The sequence below is a fragment of the Polyangium fumosum genome (assembly GCF_005144585.1).
Classification (GTDB): Bacteria; Myxococcota_A; Polyangia; order Polyangiales; family Polyangiaceae; genus Polyangium; species Polyangium fumosum.
In genome coordinates this window covers 149521-164992 of sequence record NZ_SSMQ01000019.1, presented here as the reverse complement: position 1 = coordinate 164992, position 15472 = coordinate 149521, and the positions used below count along the sequence as shown (strand labels likewise).

General features: G+C 68.1%; 15 protein-coding genes and 1 tRNA gene. 5 read left to right on the top strand and 11 right to left on the bottom strand.

The window, feature by feature from the left end; genetic code table 11:
- Positions 1-24 precede the first annotated feature (24 nt).
- Together E8A74_RS19955 and E8A74_RS19950 are read left to right on the top strand one after the other, a co-directional pair.
- The gene (locus E8A74_RS19955; RefSeq protein ID WP_136930624.1) at positions 25-1824 is read left to right on the top strand and encodes an OmpA family protein; all 1800 of its coding nucleotides are present in this window, start codon (positions 25-27) and stop codon (positions 1822-1824) included.
- Positions 1821-2150: a hypothetical protein gene (locus E8A74_RS19950; protein ID WP_136930623.1), complete on the top strand. Its 330-nt coding sequence runs from the start codon at positions 1821-1823 to the stop codon at positions 2148-2150. The genes E8A74_RS19955 and E8A74_RS19950 overlap by 4 nt, the downstream gene beginning before the upstream one ends.
- Positions 2151-2206: 56 nt before the next feature.
- On the opposite strand, the gene E8A74_RS55540 is transcribed toward E8A74_RS19950, so the two are convergent.
- The 4 genes from E8A74_RS55540 to E8A74_RS19930 all read right to left on the bottom strand — a co-directional run bounded on the left by E8A74_RS55540 (position 2207) and on the right by E8A74_RS19930 (position 6497).
- Complete coding sequence (locus E8A74_RS55540) at positions 2207-4558, bottom strand: hypothetical protein (RefSeq protein WP_170229242.1); 2352 nt, start codon at positions 4556-4558, stop codon at positions 2207-2209.
- 113 nt (positions 4559-4671) lie between these two features.
- Positions 4672-5076: a VanZ family protein gene (locus tag E8A74_RS19940; RefSeq protein ID WP_136930622.1), complete on the bottom strand. Its 405-nt coding sequence runs from the start codon at positions 5074-5076 to the stop codon at positions 4672-4674.
- Positions 5077-5130: 54 nt separating this feature from the next.
- Positions 5131-5203: transfer RNA gene (locus tag E8A74_RS19935), tRNA-Ala, on the bottom strand.
- Between the two features lie 124 nt (positions 5204-5327).
- Positions 5328-6497: an acyl-CoA dehydrogenase family protein gene (locus E8A74_RS19930; RefSeq protein ID WP_136930621.1), complete on the bottom strand. Its 1170-nt coding sequence runs from the start codon at positions 6495-6497 to the stop codon at positions 5328-5330.
- Positions 6498-6690: 193 nt separating this feature from the next.
- On the opposite strand from E8A74_RS19930, the gene E8A74_RS19925 reads away from it, so the two are divergent.
- Positions 6691-7707 (top strand): ATP-grasp domain-containing protein, encoded by a 1017-nt coding sequence (locus tag E8A74_RS19925; protein WP_136930620.1) that lies wholly within the window; start codon positions 6691-6693, stop codon positions 7705-7707.
- Entirely contained in the window at positions 7704-8462 is a 759-nt protein-coding gene (locus tag E8A74_RS19920; protein ID WP_136930619.1) for an enoyl-CoA hydratase/isomerase family protein, read from the top strand. The genes E8A74_RS19925 and E8A74_RS19920 overlap by 4 nt, the downstream gene beginning before the upstream one ends.
- Before the next feature lie 3 nt (positions 8463-8465).
- Here the strand turns inward: E8A74_RS19920 and E8A74_RS52470 are convergent, their stop codons facing one another.
- Positions 8466-10244 (bottom strand): WD40 repeat domain-containing protein, encoded by a 1779-nt coding sequence (locus E8A74_RS52470; RefSeq protein ID WP_170229241.1) that lies wholly within the window; start codon positions 10242-10244, stop codon positions 8466-8468.
- 219 nt (positions 10245-10463) lie between these two features.
- Between E8A74_RS52470 and E8A74_RS19910 the strand changes: the two genes are divergently transcribed.
- Positions 10464-11606: an STAS domain-containing protein gene (locus E8A74_RS19910; protein ID WP_170229240.1), complete on the top strand. Its 1143-nt coding sequence runs from the start codon at positions 10464-10466 to the stop codon at positions 11604-11606.
- Between the two features lie 489 nt (positions 11607-12095).
- Here E8A74_RS19910 and E8A74_RS19905 read toward each other — a convergent pair whose 3' ends face one another.
- The 6 genes from E8A74_RS19905 to E8A74_RS19880 form a co-directional block, all read right to left on the bottom strand.
- Positions 12096-12533 carry a hypothetical protein gene (locus tag E8A74_RS19905; protein WP_136930617.1) on the bottom strand — a complete coding sequence of 146 codons (438 nt, stop codon included), beginning with the start codon at positions 12531-12533 and terminating at the stop codon, positions 12096-12098.
- Between the two features lie 43 nt (positions 12534-12576).
- Positions 12577-12990 (bottom strand): hypothetical protein, encoded by a 414-nt coding sequence (locus tag E8A74_RS19900; RefSeq protein ID WP_136930616.1) that lies wholly within the window; start codon positions 12988-12990, stop codon positions 12577-12579.
- Between the two features lie 28 nt (positions 12991-13018).
- On the bottom strand, positions 13019-13483 hold the full coding sequence (locus E8A74_RS19895) for an SUKH-3 domain-containing protein (RefSeq protein ID WP_136930615.1): 465 nt from the start codon (positions 13481-13483) through the stop codon (positions 13019-13021).
- 209 nt (positions 13484-13692) lie between these two features.
- A complete protein-coding gene (locus E8A74_RS19890) occupies positions 13693-13950 on the bottom strand; it encodes a hypothetical protein (protein WP_136930614.1) in 258 nt (85 codons plus the stop codon).
- Positions 13951-14007: 57 nt separating this feature from the next.
- Complete coding sequence (locus E8A74_RS19885) at positions 14008-14316, bottom strand: hypothetical protein (protein ID WP_136930613.1); 309 nt, start codon at positions 14314-14316, stop codon at positions 14008-14010.
- Positions 14317-14855: 539 nt separating this feature from the next.
- A complete protein-coding gene (locus tag E8A74_RS19880; RefSeq protein WP_136930612.1) occupies positions 14856-15164 on the bottom strand; it encodes a hypothetical protein in 309 nt (102 codons plus the stop codon).
- Between the last annotated feature and the right edge of the window lie 308 nt (positions 15165-15472).

Sequence of the window (15472 nt, the reverse complement as noted above, 5' to 3'; positions counted from 1 at the left end):
GCGTGGTCAGGGTTTTCTGCGGATATGCGCCTAGATCGCCGCCTGGGGCGGACTCGGTCGATCCTGGCTGGGGCCGCGGTCTTCCTTTTCGCATGTCCGTCCCTCGCGCAAGAAGCGAGCGCGACCGGCGCCCTCGAGCGCTTCCAGCCTTCCGTTGCCGGCGACGCGCTCTTCGGCGTCCCCTCCCCGGGCGTCGGCGGTCACCTCATCCCGCGCGCCAAGGCCGTCGTCGACTTCGGCCTGAGCCCGCTCTCGATCCAGGAAGGCGACACGCGCTACGCCATCGTCTCGCAGCAGACGTTCCTCCACGTGAACGCCTCGCTCGCGCTCTGGGATCGGCTGCTCGTCTCGCTCGACATGCCCTTCGCGCTCGCGCAGGGCGGCGACAGCCCCACCGTCCTCGGCGCGCAGTTCGCCTCGCCGCAATCGGCCGAGGTCGGCGACCTGCGCATCGGCGCGCGCGTGCGGCTCTTCGGCGAGGATCGCGGCGCCTTCCAGGTCGGCCTCGGCGGCTACCTCTACACGCCCACCGGCCCGGCCGGCTACGCAGCCGAAGGCGCGGTCCGCGGCGAGCCACACGTCATCTTGGGCGGCCGCGTCGATCGGTTCCTGTACAGCGTCTCGGTCGGCACGACCCTGCGCGCCTCGGCCCGCCCGCACACGTTCGACGCGCGCGCCGGCGCGGCCGTGGTCTTCGGCAAGGACTTCTTCCAGGTCGGCCCCGAGCTCTCGCTCTCGACACCGTTCTCGCGCGAAGTCCTCCTCGACACGGAGGACACGCGCATCTCCGTCGCGTCCCCCGTCTCGGCCGAGCTGCTCGTCGGCGCCAAGCTCCGCCCGCTGCCCTTCCTGGTCGTCGGCGCGGCCGCGGGCCCCGGCCTCACGCAGGGGTATGGAACGCCCGTCTTTTCGGCAGTCGGCAGCATCGGCTACGAGCCCCAAGCCGCCCCGGCCGACAAGGACACGGACGGCGACGACATCCCCGACAAACGCGACGCCTGCCCCGAGACGCCGGGCCCCGCGAACGACGATCCCCACAAGAACGGCTGTCCGGTCGACACCGACGGCGATCGCATCGCGGACAAACAGGACGCCTGTCCGAACGAGCCCGGCCCGAAGAACGAAGATCCGACGAAGAACGGCTGTCCGCCCGACACCGACGGCGACACCCTCGTCGACACGAAGGACGCCTGCCCGAGCGAGCCCGGCGCGAAGAGCGCGGATCCCAAGAAAAACGGCTGCCCACCCGACACGGACGAAGACGGCATCCTCGACGCCGTCGACGCCTGTCCCAAGGATCCCGGCGCGCCAAACGAGGACCCCAAGAAGCACGGCTGCCCGCCCGATCGCGACGCGGACACGATCCCCGACAAGACGGACGCATGTCCCGACGTGCCCGGAAAGCCCGATCCGGAGCCGCAGCACAACGGCTGCCCAAGGGTCGAGGTCACGTCGAAAGAGATCGTCATCCGGCGCCAGATCCGCTTCCGCTTCGGGTTGTCGAGCCAGTACCAGACGGTGGATCCGATGAGCGACGACCTCCTGCACGAGGTCCGCGACGCGATCCTCCAGCACCCCGAGATCGAGCTCATCGAGGTGCAAGGCCACGCCGACGCGGTGGGCGCCGACGAGTACAACCAGATCCTCTCGCAGAGCCGCGCCGACTCGGTGCGCGCCTGGCTCATCAAGCGCGGCATCCCACCCGAGAAGCTCGTGGCCAAAGGCTACGGCGCAACGGTGCCCGTCGACTCGAACGAGTCGAAAGAAGGCCGCCAGCAGAACCGCCGCGCAAACTTCGTGATCATCAAGAAAAAGGAGCCTTGAACCTCGCCCGAGGCCGGCTCTACAATCGACCCATGGCTTCCCTCGCGCGTCTCTCGGTCGGATCCCTCGCGATCTTCGCGGTGATGGGCGTCCTCGGCTGCGACGCGGGAGGCCTGCTCGTCGTCGAGGACAAGGAAAACGAGCCCCCGCCCGTCGCAGCAAAGGGCCACCCCGCGACGGAAATCGTCGCCGGCGGCACCCAGGTGCGCAACGGCAAGTACAAGCTCATCTACACGATGGGGCAGCCCACGCCGCAAAGCGTCCAGAAGCTGCCCGAAGGCCGCCGCCTGAACGGCGGCATGCCCGGCGCCACGCAAGAGCCCTGAGAGGCCGCCGCGCTGGGGCAGCGCCCCGGCGCAACGGCCTGCGAGCAGAGGTTCGGTTATCGCCCGTTGTGCATGAGCGGCAGGAGCGCTTGCAGCCACGCGAGCGACGGATCCGCGGCTGCGCTCGGGCCCTGCGTGCTCGGGTTGTCGATGCGCGCGGGCCTCGACGGAAGCGGCTCCGGCGTGATCCCAAAGCGTAGATCCGCGTAATGGGAGAGGCGCCCGGCCGGCGTGATCTCGTCTGCGCGGTTGCAGACGACGTGCCACTGGAAGGGCATGTTGGACGCCCCGCCGCCGAGCTCCACCACGTCGAAACCTGTCGCGGTCTTGTTCTTTACGACCACGCCGCGCGTTTGCTCGTTTTCTTCGAGCTGGATGAACACGCGGAGCGGGTGCCGCTCGTCGACCTGGACGTTGGACGTGAAGATCGGGTCGAGCTCGACGTGTGCGAAGCCGTGGTCGAGCTTTGCCTCGCCGTAGTCCTCGAAAAGCACCTCCGGGGCCTCGGGCGCGTAGAGGGTCACGCGGCGCTGGCCCGCGGCATCGGTCGGGTCGAGGACGGTGGTCGAGACGACGCCGATGCCCAGGATCTTGAACATCGTTCCGCCGTCCCAGAAGTTGATGCGGGCGACGTCGTTGGCGTTGTCGGTGTACACGGCTTGTGAGACGCCCGTCGGGGCGATGTTTTTCGAAAAGGTGCCCGTGTCCCAGCCGGTGAACGCGCCGCCGGAGCCGGCGACGAGGATGAAGCCGCCGACGTTTTGGCCCGCGCCGTGGATGGCGGTGCCGCTCGGGCTGTTGTTGTCGCCGTACACGGCCGCGAGGCCTCTCTGGCTCGTCACGCCATACACGCCCGAACCACCGACCGCGTCCGGGGCTTCCGGCGCGGAGTTGATGCCGACGATCGCTGCGCCGGTGGTCGTCGTGTTCTCGGAGAGGATTGTGCGGACCGTGCTCGCCGAGGTGGCGTGGAACGGGGAGTTCGGGGCGGTGGTGCCGAGGCCGACGTTGGTGCCGTTGTCGAAAAGCCGCGAGTTGCCGCCCGTCGTGGCGCTCGTGAACTTGATGATGTAGTTCGTCGTGCCGTTGATGTTCGCCGAGCCCGCCGGGCCCTGGAGGCCTTGCGGACCCTGCGCGCCCACGGCGCCCGTCGCGCCGATCGGGCCCTGCGGACCCTGGAGGCCTTGCGGACCCTGCGCGCCCACGGCGCCCGTCGCGCCGATCGGGCCCTGCGGGCCCACGGCACCTGTCGCGCCGACCGGACCGATCGGGCCCTGCGGGCCCTGAACGCCTTGTGGCCCCTGTGCGCCCATGGCGCCGGTGGGGCCTACGGCCCCCTGCGGGCCCATCGCACCTGTCGCGCCGGTGGGTCCCACCCCTCCCACGGGACCCGTCGCACCCTGCGGACCGATGGGTCCAACCGCGCCCGTCGGGCCTACGGCCCCCTGCGGGCCCATCGCACCCGTCGCGCCCATGGGTCCGATGGCCCCCTGCGCACCCGTCGCACCCTGCGGACCCATGGGTCCAACCGCGCCGGTGGGTCCTGCGACCCCCTGCGGACCCATTGCACCCGTCGCGCCCATGGGCCCCACGTCCCCCTGAGCACCCGTCGCACCCTGCGGACCCATGGGTCCCACCGCGCCCGTCGGGCCTGCGACCCCTTGCGGACCCATCGCGCCCGTCGCGCCCATCGGCCCCATGGGACCCACCGCGCCCGTCGCGCCCGTCGTGCCCGTCGCGCCGGCCGGACCCATCGGCCCCATCGGACCCGCAGGCCCGATCGCGCCCGCCGGACCCATCGGTCCTATCGGCCCGACCGGACCCGCCGGACCCATAGCACCCGCCGGACCCATCGCGCCCGTCGCACCCACGGGGCCCACGGCGCCGGGCGCGCCCGTCGGACCTTGTGGACCCGTCGGACCCACGAGCCCCGTCGGCGGACCCACCCACTCGCCGTTGTTATTGATGACCTCGGTCCCGTTGACCGTCACGCTCGTCGGGTGGATGTCCCCGTTCACGTCGTTCGCCAGGAGCGCATACGGCACGCTCTGGATCGGCGCGCGCGGCTCTAACTCCGGATCGTCGGCGATCGTGATCCCCAGGTACCGCACCGACCCGTCGAACAGTTTGTCGAACGGCACGAGCGACCCGAGCGAGACCGAGTAAAACCCCTCGTCGAAGTCGACCTTGTGCTCCTCGCTCCAGAGCGGCGTCTGCGCGTTCGGCGCGTCGTAGATCGCGAACCTCACCGTCAGCGAGCCGTGGATCGGCGCGTCGTCCGCGTCGAAGAGCCGCCCTTGGTTGGTGATCGTCACGGGCACGGCCGCGCTCGCGCTCATCGCCGCCGCCGACACGCTGCCCGCGAGGAGTGCAGCCGTGATCCACCGCCGGATCATATGCGTCTTCATGCCAAGCGCTCCGCCGAGTCGAAAGATCCAAAAGGCCGATCCGCGAACGCGCGCGCGTGGGATCGAGCGCGCGTGGATCTCCTCTCGATCGTAAACGCCTCGCGAGAAAACAGTCAATCGCTGCGGCGGCTCCGCGGACGTGGTCTCCCGAGCCAGCCAAAGACCACCACCCCGAGCAGATTCGCCGCGAGGTCGCCGAGGCTGAAGGTCCGCACCGGCGAAAACTTCTGCGCGCACTCCTCAATCGTGGCGAGCAGCCCCACCACCGACGGCCCCGCCGGGAGCCCCATCCGCGGCACGCGCGCGTCGCCCGTGGCCCGACGCGCGAGGAACGAGGCGCCGCCGAGCAGCAGAAAGTGCAGCACCTTGTCGAGGTAGGGCGTCGACAGGACGGCGAGCGGCAGCCCCCGCGTATACGCGAGGCCCGAGACGATCCCGAGCAGCACCACGTACCCCGCCAGGGCGAAGCGCCACGCGCGGACCGCGCGCTTCCCGTCCCTCTCCGGATCCGTGCCCACAAACGACGAAGGGCGCCGCTTGTTCTGCGGCGCCCTCGTCGTCCTTCGTGCCGGTGGAGCTGAGGGGAATCGAACCCCTGACCTCCTGACTGCCAGTCAGGCGCTCTCCCAACTGAGCTACAGCCCCGTCGTGCTTGGGAGGCGCAGTATCTACAGCCTCCCAGCGCGTTTGTCTCCTGTTTTTTTGGCGATCCAACCCACACCGATGCACTTTTCCGCCTGCGCGGACGGCCGGGGGTGGGTCTGCTCGGTCAGAAGCCCATCAACTTGGCGATGTAGTACTTCATGGTCTCGGTCGTCCCGCCGCCGATGCGGAAGAGCCGTTGGTCGCGCCAGGCGCGGGCGATCGGGAAGTCCTCGATGTAGCCCCAGCCGCCGTGGAACTGCAGACACGTGTCCATGATGTCGCTCACCACGTCGCCCACGAGCACCTTCGCCATCGAGATGTATTTCACCGTGTCGAAGCTGACCGGCTGCTTCTTCACGTATCGCTCGTCGTTGTATTGGTCGACGCACTTGTAGACGAAGGACTTCGCCGCCTCCGCCCGCGTGAAGAGGTCCACGAACTTGTGCTGCCAGACCTCGCGCTTGAGGATCGGCTTGCCGAACGCCACGCGATCACGGCCGTACGCGATCGACTGGTCCAGCATGTAGAACCCGCCGGCGAGCGCGCTGACCGAGCCGATGAGCCGCTCGCTCTGGAAGTTCTGCATCAGGTACATGAAGCCCATGTTCTCCTCGCCGAGCAGGTACCGCTTCGGCACCCGCACCTCGTCGAGGAAGAGCTCCGCCGTGTCCGAGGACTTGTTGCCGACCTTCTTCAGCTTCTTCGAGACGCTGAAGCCCGGCAGGCTCGTCGGGACCAGGAAAAACGAGCAGCCGTGCGCCCCGCGGTCGGGGGTCGTCTTCGCCAGCAGCGTCACGAAATCGGCCCGCGTCCCGTTCGTGATGAACGTCTTTTGCCCGCTGAGCACGTAGTCGTCGCCGTCCTTGCGCGCCGTCGTGAGGATGCCGGCCACGTCGCTGCCCGCCGCAGGCTCGCTCACGCCGAGCGAGATCACCTTGTCCCCCGCGAGCACGGGCTTCAAAAACTCCTCGATCTGCTCCTTCGTCCCGAGGTCGCTGATCACCGGGGTCGCCATGTCGCTCTGCACGAGCAGGCCCATCGTCACGCCGGCCAGGCGGGAGCGCGGCAGCTCCTCCGCCTTCGCCGCGCTGAACCAGTAGTCGAGCCCCATGCCCCCGTGCTCCTCGGGGAAATGAGCGCCGAGGATGCCGAGCTCACCGGCGCGCTTGAACACCCAATTCGGGAAGCACTCGTCGGCCTCCCATTCCTCCGCGTGTGGCGCGAGCTCCTTCTCGGCGAACGCGCGGACGGTCTTCCGGAACTGCTCGTGCTCCTCGGTGAACGGCTGCCACATGGCCACGAACTCCTCGGTTTGCGCCGGCCCCCGGGGCGCTCTCACCCCACGATTTCCCGGCGTTTCCATGATAATTCGTACACGAAATATTCGCGGGCGCAAGAGGAAGAAGTGTGAGGCTGTACCCCGGCCGGCGAAGCCGAGGGAACCGCGCGCCCCCGCTCCCAAGCTCTGCTAGCCTCGCTCCCCCCGGATGCGGTTCCTCCTCCTCTCGCGTAACCAGAACCTCTACTCGACCAGCCGGATCGTCCTGGCCGCCCGCGCGCGTGGCCACGAAATCACGGTCATCGACCCGCTCGACCTGCAGATCGTCGTCTCCAAGGGCCGGTCGAGCCTGCTCCACGAGGGCAACCCCGTGCCTCGGTTCGACCTCGTGATCCCCCGCATCGGCGCGAGCATCACGAACTACGGCCTCGCCGTGGTGCGCCAGTTCGACCTCATGGGCGTGCCCGTGCTGAACAGCGCGGTCTCCATCGCCCGGAGCCGCGACAAGCTACGCGCCTTGCAGCTCCTGAACCGCAAGAACATCGACGTCCCCGCGACGATCTGCGCGCGGAGCCCCGCCGGCGTCGACTCGGCGCTCGCCCTCGTCGGCTGTCCCGCCATCGTCAAGCTCCAGCAGGGCACGCAGGGCATCGGCACCATGATCGCCGAGACCCCCCAGGCCGTGCACTCGCTCCTGGAGACGCTCTGGGCCATGGGCCAGGACATCGTCCTGCAAGAGTACGTCCGCGAATCGAAGGGCCGCGACATCCGCATCCTCGTGGTCGGCGGCCGCGTGATCGCCTCGATGCGCAGGGTCGCCAAGCCCGGCGAATTCCGCTCGAACCTGCACCGCGGCGGCAAGGGCGACAAGGTCAAGCTCCTGCCCGCCTACCGCAACGCGGCCATCCGCGCGGTCAAGGTGATGGGCCTCGAGGTCGCCGGCGTCGACATGCTCGAATCGAAGAAAAAGCCGAAGATCCTCGAGATCAACAGCTCCCCCGGGCTCGAAGGCATCGAGCGCGCGAGCGGCATCGACGTGGCCTCGGCCATCATCGAGCACGCCGAGAAGTACGCCCTGACGCACGGGCGCATCTCGCAACGCGAGGTCGATCTGCGCATCACGAACGTGATCCACGACGAGCGTATGCCGCCCCGGCGCGTGCCGCCCCTCCCCTCCCGCATGAACGGCCGTCTCAACGGCCGGGCCCGCGGAGCGCCGTCTTGAGCCTGCGGATCGAGCCCACGGAGGGCGCGCTCGTCCTCACGATCGACCGACCGAAGACCCACAACGCCCTCGACCGAGACCTCACCCGCCGCATCGCCGAGGCCGTCCGCGCGGCCGAGGCCGACCCCGCGGTCCGCGGCATCGTGCTCACCGCGACGGGCGAAGAGACGTTCGTTTCGGGCGGGGATCTCCACGAGATCGCCCGCGCCGTGCGGGAGCAGGCGGGCCCGTCCGTGGTGCTCGACATGTACGACGACCTCGTGGTCCTGGAGACGAGCGCGCTGCCCGTCGTGGCCGCGGTGCAGGGCAACGTCTACGGCGGCGGCTGCGAGCTCTTGCTCCTCTGCGACATGGTGATCGTCGAGGCCCACGCCTCGCTCGCGTTCCGGCACGCCCGCATGGGCCTCTCGCCGGCCTGGGGCGGGCTCACGCGGCTCGTCGAGCGCGTGGGGCCGATCGAGGCGCCGCGGCTCATGTTCTCGGCCGAGAAGGTCGGCGCCGAGGAGGCCGCGCGTATCGGGCTCGTGAACGAGGTCGTGCCGAAAGGAACGTCCCGCGAGCGGGCGCTCGAGCGCATCGGGCGGATCGCCGGCAACGCCCGTGACGTGGTCGCGGCGCAGAAACGCGCGCTCACGGCGGTCCGCGCGGCGATGCGCGGCGACGCGATCGAGCGCGAGCGGGCGACCTTCGCCGAGGTCTGGGGCGGCCCCGTGCATCAAGCCGCGCTCGACGCGTTCTTCAAGCGCCGCGGATAGGTTCTACGGGACGTACACGAACCCGTGGCCGCGGCGGCCGATGCGCCAGCGCTTCGAGGCCACGTCCCAGTCGAAGGACGACACGGGCCCGCTGCCCGCGGCCGTGCCGACCTTGCGAGCGCCGCGTGGGCTCGCCGTGATCTCGTAGACGTCGCCGCCGGGGAGGAGACACCCGTGCGTTCCGCCGTCGCGCCGGGCGTATTTCTCGCCGAACGAGGCCTCCGCGGACGTGTCGATCGGCGCCTCCAGCGCGCCGCCGGGCCCGAGGTACACGAGCCGGAGCTTGTTGTCCTTCGAGGTCACGATCGCGCGTGTCCCGTTGTCGAACGGCAGGATCGAGCGCATCCCGAGGCCCGGAAGCTCCCCGAGGATCACCGTCTCCACGTCCGCGGCGGGCGCGCCGTGGGCCACGCGGTGGACCACGCAGACCCCCGCGTCACACAACACGTACAGCGTGTCGGCGTCGAGCGCGCTCGCCGAGAGCGCGGAGGGCGCGGCGTAATCGGACGAGCGCAGCGCCTCGCCCGTGCGCGGCGCCCAGCGGTAGAGCGTGCCTTGTGGCACGACCAGCACGTCGCCCGAGGGCAGGAGCGCGACGCGGATCTTGAACGAACCCACGCTGCCCATGAGCGGCCCGAACTGCGGTCCGAGCCGCCCGTCGAGGGCCACGGCGCGCACCCGGAGGTCATCGACGGCCACGTAGGCCGCGCGGTCCACCGCGGTTTGCCCCGCGCAACAGGCGATCTCCACGACGTTGCCGCCGAGCTCGATGGGCGCTCGGATCGAAGGGGATCCGCGCAGATCGTCGACCCGCCAGAGCATGTTGTCGTCCCCGCCGCCGATCAGCGTCTTCGTGACCGGATCGTAGGCGACGGCTTGTTGATCGCGCATCGTGAAGAAGGGCCGGTTCGTGGACCGCCAGCGCTCCACGAGCGGCTCCGAGCCGAACACCTTGCGGCCCTTCACGACGTCGACGATCGCGAACTCGTCGTCGTCGCTCGCATACGCGACCTCCCCGGGCCGATCCGGCATGGGGAAGACGTCGTTCACGTCCTCGTCCGTGTCGAACACGTGGGTCTTGCCCGTGGCCACGTCGAGGAGCGTCACCGTATCGCTCTCCGAGCCGAGCGCGACGTGCTTGCCATCCGCGGAGAACCGCATGCGAACCGGCACGTCGACCGTCGCCGCCGCGCGCTGCTTGAGGCTCGGGTACTCGACGACCCGCACGCGGCCGCCGGAGAGCGTATAGGCGAACCGCGCGCCGTCCGGGGCCGCGGCGACATCCAGCACGGGCCCGGGGACGAGGCGCGAGCGCTTCGCCAGCGTGTTCGTATCGTGCTCCCAGAGGCCCGTGGCGCCGGCGACGACGAAGGAAGACCCGTCCCCGATCGGCGCCGCGGCCGTGGCCGCATGCGGCACGAAGCGCGTCTTGCCGCTCGCCTGCTTCTGCAGCGCCCCGCGAATGGGCAGCCTGCTGTCGAGGCTCAGGCGCGGCTCCTTCGCGCTCCCATGGACGGGCTGACGTTCGGCCTGCGCGCCCTCGGGCGCGAGCGGCGCGCTCGGCTCGCCCGCCTCGGCCTCGGCCTCGGATGCGCCCGCTCCGCCGCCCACGCCGAGCGAGGGCCCCGTCGTGGGCGGCGACGATCCCGGCCCCGGCAGCCCCTTCATCAACGACGAGCACAGGCCCATCGGGCAGCCGCAGCACCCCGACGCGCCGAGCACGAGGGGAAACAGGATCCCGGCCGCGACACGCGCGAGCAGACCGAGGGCTTGGGTGCGCACCCGGACATGAGAGCGAAAGGGCGGGCGCGTGGCAAGCGAGGCCGCAGCGAGATCCCGGCGAAGCGCGGAAACCCTCCACGAAATCGAAAGGACGCAACCCGCAGCACCGCCATGCAAACGGCGCATTGGCTGTCATGAACCTGACAGGAACGAATTCTAAATTGCAGGATTGCAATGACGCGGCGTACGGTGGTAACAGGATGGCAAGCAGGACAAGTCATGCTCCAATCGTTCCTCGACGCATGCCCGGGTATCTATTTCGTGACGAGCCCCGAGGGCATCATTACAATGGCGAACCGGGAGGCCGCGCGCTTCTTCGGCCAGGAGGGCGCGGTGGGGCGCTCGCTCGTGGAGGCTGTGCATCCCGAGGATCGGGGCGCCTTGCAGGCGTCATGGGCGCGTCTGCCGGAGGACGGCGAGGCGCTCGGCGCCGTGAGCAGGCTGCGGGGGGCGGACGGGCCATACCAGGCATTCTCCTGGAGCGCGCGCCGGGTGAGCGATGGCCCCGAAATCCACGCCGTGCTCCTCCCCGCCGCGCCCGCGCCCGCCGCGCCGCCGAGCGAAAGGGATCCGGAGCGGATCCTGCGCATGTTGCTCGACAACCTGGAGATCGCGGTGACCGTCGTGGATCGGAGCGGTTATGTCACCTTGAATGACGGCAAGAGCCTGATCACGAGCGGCCTCGGCCCCAACTTCAACCTCGGCAAGCACCTCCCCGAGGCGTACGCGCACGACGCCGTGATCCTGGAGAACGTCGAGCGCGCCCTTCGCGGCGAGGACCGTCACTACATCGTCGAAGCACACGGCGTCCTCTGGGAGAACTGGTTTTCCCCGGTCAAGGACGCGGACGGCGAGGTCGTCGGCGCCATCTGTTTGTCGTTCGACAAGAGCGACTCGAAGCGCGCCACGCAGGAGCTGCAAAACCGGATCAACCTGATCGAGCGGCAGCAGGAGGTCATCCGCAACCTGGAGACGCCGATCATCGAGGTCTGGGACCGCGTGGTCACGCTCCCGATGGTGGGCGTCGTCGACAGCGCGCGCGCGGCGCGGGTGATGGACGACCTGCTCACGGCGGTCTCCAAGCAGAGCGCTCGTTTTGCGATCCTGGACCTGACGGGCGTCGAGATCGTGGACACGGCGACGGCGGCCCACATCCTCTCGCTCATCTCGGCCATCCGCTTGCTCGGCGCCGAGGGCATCATCACGGGCATCCGGCCGACGGTCGCGCAGACGGTGGTGAGCCTGGGGCTCGACCTGTCGCGGGTGATCACGTGCGCGAACCTGCGTGAGGGGCTCCGGCTTTGCATTCGGCGGATGCACGCGCAGGCGACGGCGGATGCGAGTATGGGGGCGCTGGTCTGAATCGGCTCAGGTGAGCGAGGCAGGAGGGGGGTCGGGGGCCGCTGCTCGTTTCGCGTCTGCACCCGCCCTGGGCCTGCGCGAGCGCTCCTCGCTCCGCCAAGAGGACCACCCCCGGGGTAGCTTCCCGCTCGGTATTTCCCGCGGGGAGCTTGGGAGGGGGTGGATGCACGAAGTCTGCTTCGTGGGGAGGACCTGCGTCAGGGTGGGGAGACGTCGTGCAGGGGGGGACGGGCGCCTGCGCCTGGGTGGCTCGGCTCTCTGATCGCGGAGGCAGGAGGTACCCCCGGGGTCGTCATGGGCTGTCGATTGGAAAAGGTGCGGCAGGCGCTGGGTGGCCTCGGGGCGGAGGCGCCTGAAGGAAACCCCTACGCGGGGCCTCGGCATGGTGAGGGGGAAGGAGAGAGGGCCCTATCCGGGGTGGGCGGTTCGTTTCGGGAGAGGGGGAGGGGCCTCGAATGAGGCATCCCAACGACATCTCCGGCATCCATGTCACACACGCAGCACTGACATGATTTCTGCACAGAGCGGCTCTGGGTCCTCCACCGCCATCAGCGACTCGTAGATCGACTCGTGCAGGCTGCCGGATTGTGAGGGCGAAAGGAGGTAGAGGAGTGCCGCCAGGGCACGCGCCTGGGAGAACCAGGCCAGCGACGCCTCCGTCCGCCCATCCTCGCCGGCCTCGGCATTCAGGTCGTTGGAGTCAAGCGCTTCCACCCGCTGCCTGAGACGCCTGAGCAGCGCCGGATCCGCCTGCGTCTCCTCACGGAGACAAGCGCGCGCGGCCTCCACATCAGCATCGCTCATGCCGACGGTCGCAAGAGCGCCCTCCGACGCGCGCAACGCCGCAGACCTCTGCTGCTCGGGCGAGGCGTTGCGATAGGCGGCCATCAGCAAGGGATGACTTGATTCGAGTCGAGTGAGGCTCATCGGTCCTACTTCAAAGGTGTTCGGGGGACCGGAGACGGGCGAATCATTGCAAAATCAGCCAGTACTGCTTGGGGATGCCGTAAACGGAAACGACTTCCAATGTAGCATCCAGGCAGCGCAGCACCCATGCCGGTACAACGATCCATGCGTTGGCCGCGTCGCGTACGGGGTGTGGAAGCTCTATCTGGATCAAAAGAGTTTGTGGGGCGATGGCCCCGACCGATACCTGGGGCCGAATCGGCGAACGCGATAGAGACGCCTCGTCTTCTGCACGGCGCATCCCCTCCTCCGCGGCTTCGCGCAAAGCGTCGACCATCTGGGCATGCGCCACAGGCTCCGCATTTGCGACCGACACGACCCACATTTGTCGCGCCTTATCGGGGTGGCCCGGAACGGGCTCGAAGCGCGCGACGAGCTCGGCTGCCAGTTCATGAACGATCCTGTCCATCGGTTTCATATGGTGATTCCTACCGCTTGGACAGAGGTTATGCCCCGGCGATGTCCCTCGGTAAGCGCCCGACCAAGATGGAGTCCAGCGCGCTATAGATCCTGGCCCCAGCCAGTTGAATCCTGTCGCCGAGAAGATAGACCCGGCCTATGTCATCGATGGCGAGAAACACCTCACCCTTGTACGCTTCGCCCAGTGGAAAGAGATCCCTCCCAACCTGATCTCGGAAGTCGCCGAACCGGTCTTCTTCGCCGCTCGCAAGCTCCGGGTCCAAGTTGAAGCCTCCGCGGGCGCACGCGAGACCGGGCCCTTTGCAGTCCACACGAAGACCGCCAAACTCCGCCAGAACTTTTTCGGCCGCCATCGACATGCGAAACCCGTCGGGGGTTTCCAGCGTTTGCCGCCACCGCGCAACACGCTGCGAATCTCGGCGACCTCGGAACCATCCGGCGCCCCGCAGTCGGGCTTCGGTTTGTGCAGACCATTCCAGAGACTCGTACATCTTGCCCCGATTCCCGCCGCTCCATCCCGAATCTCGCCGGACGCCGCGCCCGCGGGCACCTCTATGCTACCCGCCTTGTCCTTCGCAGGCTCGTACTCCTCGAAGACAACCAGTTCGATGTCCGTTTCGCGCCCGAGCCCCTCGAGTGCCTGCACAGTCGCAGCCATGGGCAAGAGCTCGCAGTCCTTCGTGGTGGAAGAGGTCGCCGTTCAGGAAGACGGTGGGCATCGCTTCAGCGCCTCCTGCCACGCTCGCTCGAACTCCTCCGCTGAGATCTCGTGCTCTTCACCAAGCTCGAGGACCTCGAAGGGTTGATCAGCGAGATACTTGTTATGAGCCTCGTCCCCCCACCGCCACGTCTCACCATAGACCTCGACCTGGCGACTCGGCCACCCATCGGTGATCTCCATGTATGCGGTTCCCGCTCCGAGTTCGGACTCGGCGTAGTGCTTGAAGTATTGCTTCATGGCAGCGTCTCTCCGGCTCGAAGGGAGCGGCGGTAACCGAAATGAACTCACCAGAGCTTACGTCGTGGTTGCCGAGAACCCGCTCGCCGTCAGCTCAAAGAGCAGTCCCTGGAGCGCGATCGCCATCGCCTCCGCTTCGGTGTCGGCGTACGAGCGGCTGCTGATGACCCGCATCGTCTCTCCTGCCAACACCGTCTGTGCGGGTGTCAGTGGTGGCACGACGATGTTGGGGTCATAGACGTGGGCAGTAGCTACCGCCATCCACTTCCGGGGCGGCACGTCCGGGTCCGTGGGAGCGTCAAGGACTTCGAATGCCGTGATCTGGCAGGAGATCCCGCGTCGATGAGTCTTCGTCGAGTCGATCATCTACATGCTCCCCACACGCAAAAACCCATATTGGGTTCGAGAATGTCTTCCAGTCGCGTCGGTCGCGTCACTTGCCATGACGTGGGCCTAACATACATGCCGGGCGTTTGCGGGTACAGAACGAGACGCGGTGCGTTCCCGCCGGGCGGGATCACGAGTCCACCGCTTCCAAGTGTGCCCCTCATCGCAGCCTGTTGAGCAGCCGCCTCGGGCAGAAAATAAGACTGGAGGATTTGAAGCCACGTTCCCGGCGGGATTTTGGTCGAACCCGGAATGGTACCGCCATGCCCTTCAAACACTGGCTTTTCGATTGAGCCCCGAATGACCTGGCCCGGCAGCGGCGGTGAAACGATCTTCGCTCCGGCTGCCGGTCCTCGCACTGCCACAGCAGCCAAATTCCTCACACCGCCAGCGAGCACCCCCCCGGCGACGGTCTGCACCACCTGCTTGGCGAGGTAATACCCATGCGCCCCACCGGGTCGAAGGCGCATGGATTGGGACGCTCCGGGGGAGCGGCCGCACCCGAGAGGTCCGCGGGCCTATGGAACGCCGAGCAGCCGCTCGACCTCGTTGGTCATCAGCTGGATTGCATTTGCGTAGGCCGTCACGTCAGCACCATTCTCGCGGACCCGTTCGGCCTGCCACTGCATGAAGACCGGAATGTACCAAAGCAATGAGACAACTCGTCGAGGCACTTCCGCGTCCTCTTCGATCGAAATCGCAGCGAGCCTCCCGAGGGCCCGCTGGAAGTCCTCTGCCGCGAACTGGCCCTGGCGAACTCGCCCAAAAAAGCCGTCCTCCGGCGACCATTCCAACTCCAGCGCTTCGATCTCTTTCTCGTAGCTCATCCCGAACCTCACCTCTCATGGGACGGAGGTGATGGCATTAGCAGGGACGCTGCCTTGGATCAACACCTCCTGCGCCTTCATCGCCCATCGCGACAGCATTGTATTGGGAGACAAGCCCGGGATGCCCCGGGTAAGATCAACCACTCGGTTCCCGACCTTGGACAGATCGATCGCAACGACGCCGTGCTGTCCGAATCGCCCCTTTGCTATTTCGAGCGATCGCGTCGTCGAAATCCACTGGGAGGCGCGGGCTCCCGCAGTCAATGGAGGCGGTAACAGCTAAGGAGAGAGGACCCTGGTCGGGGTGG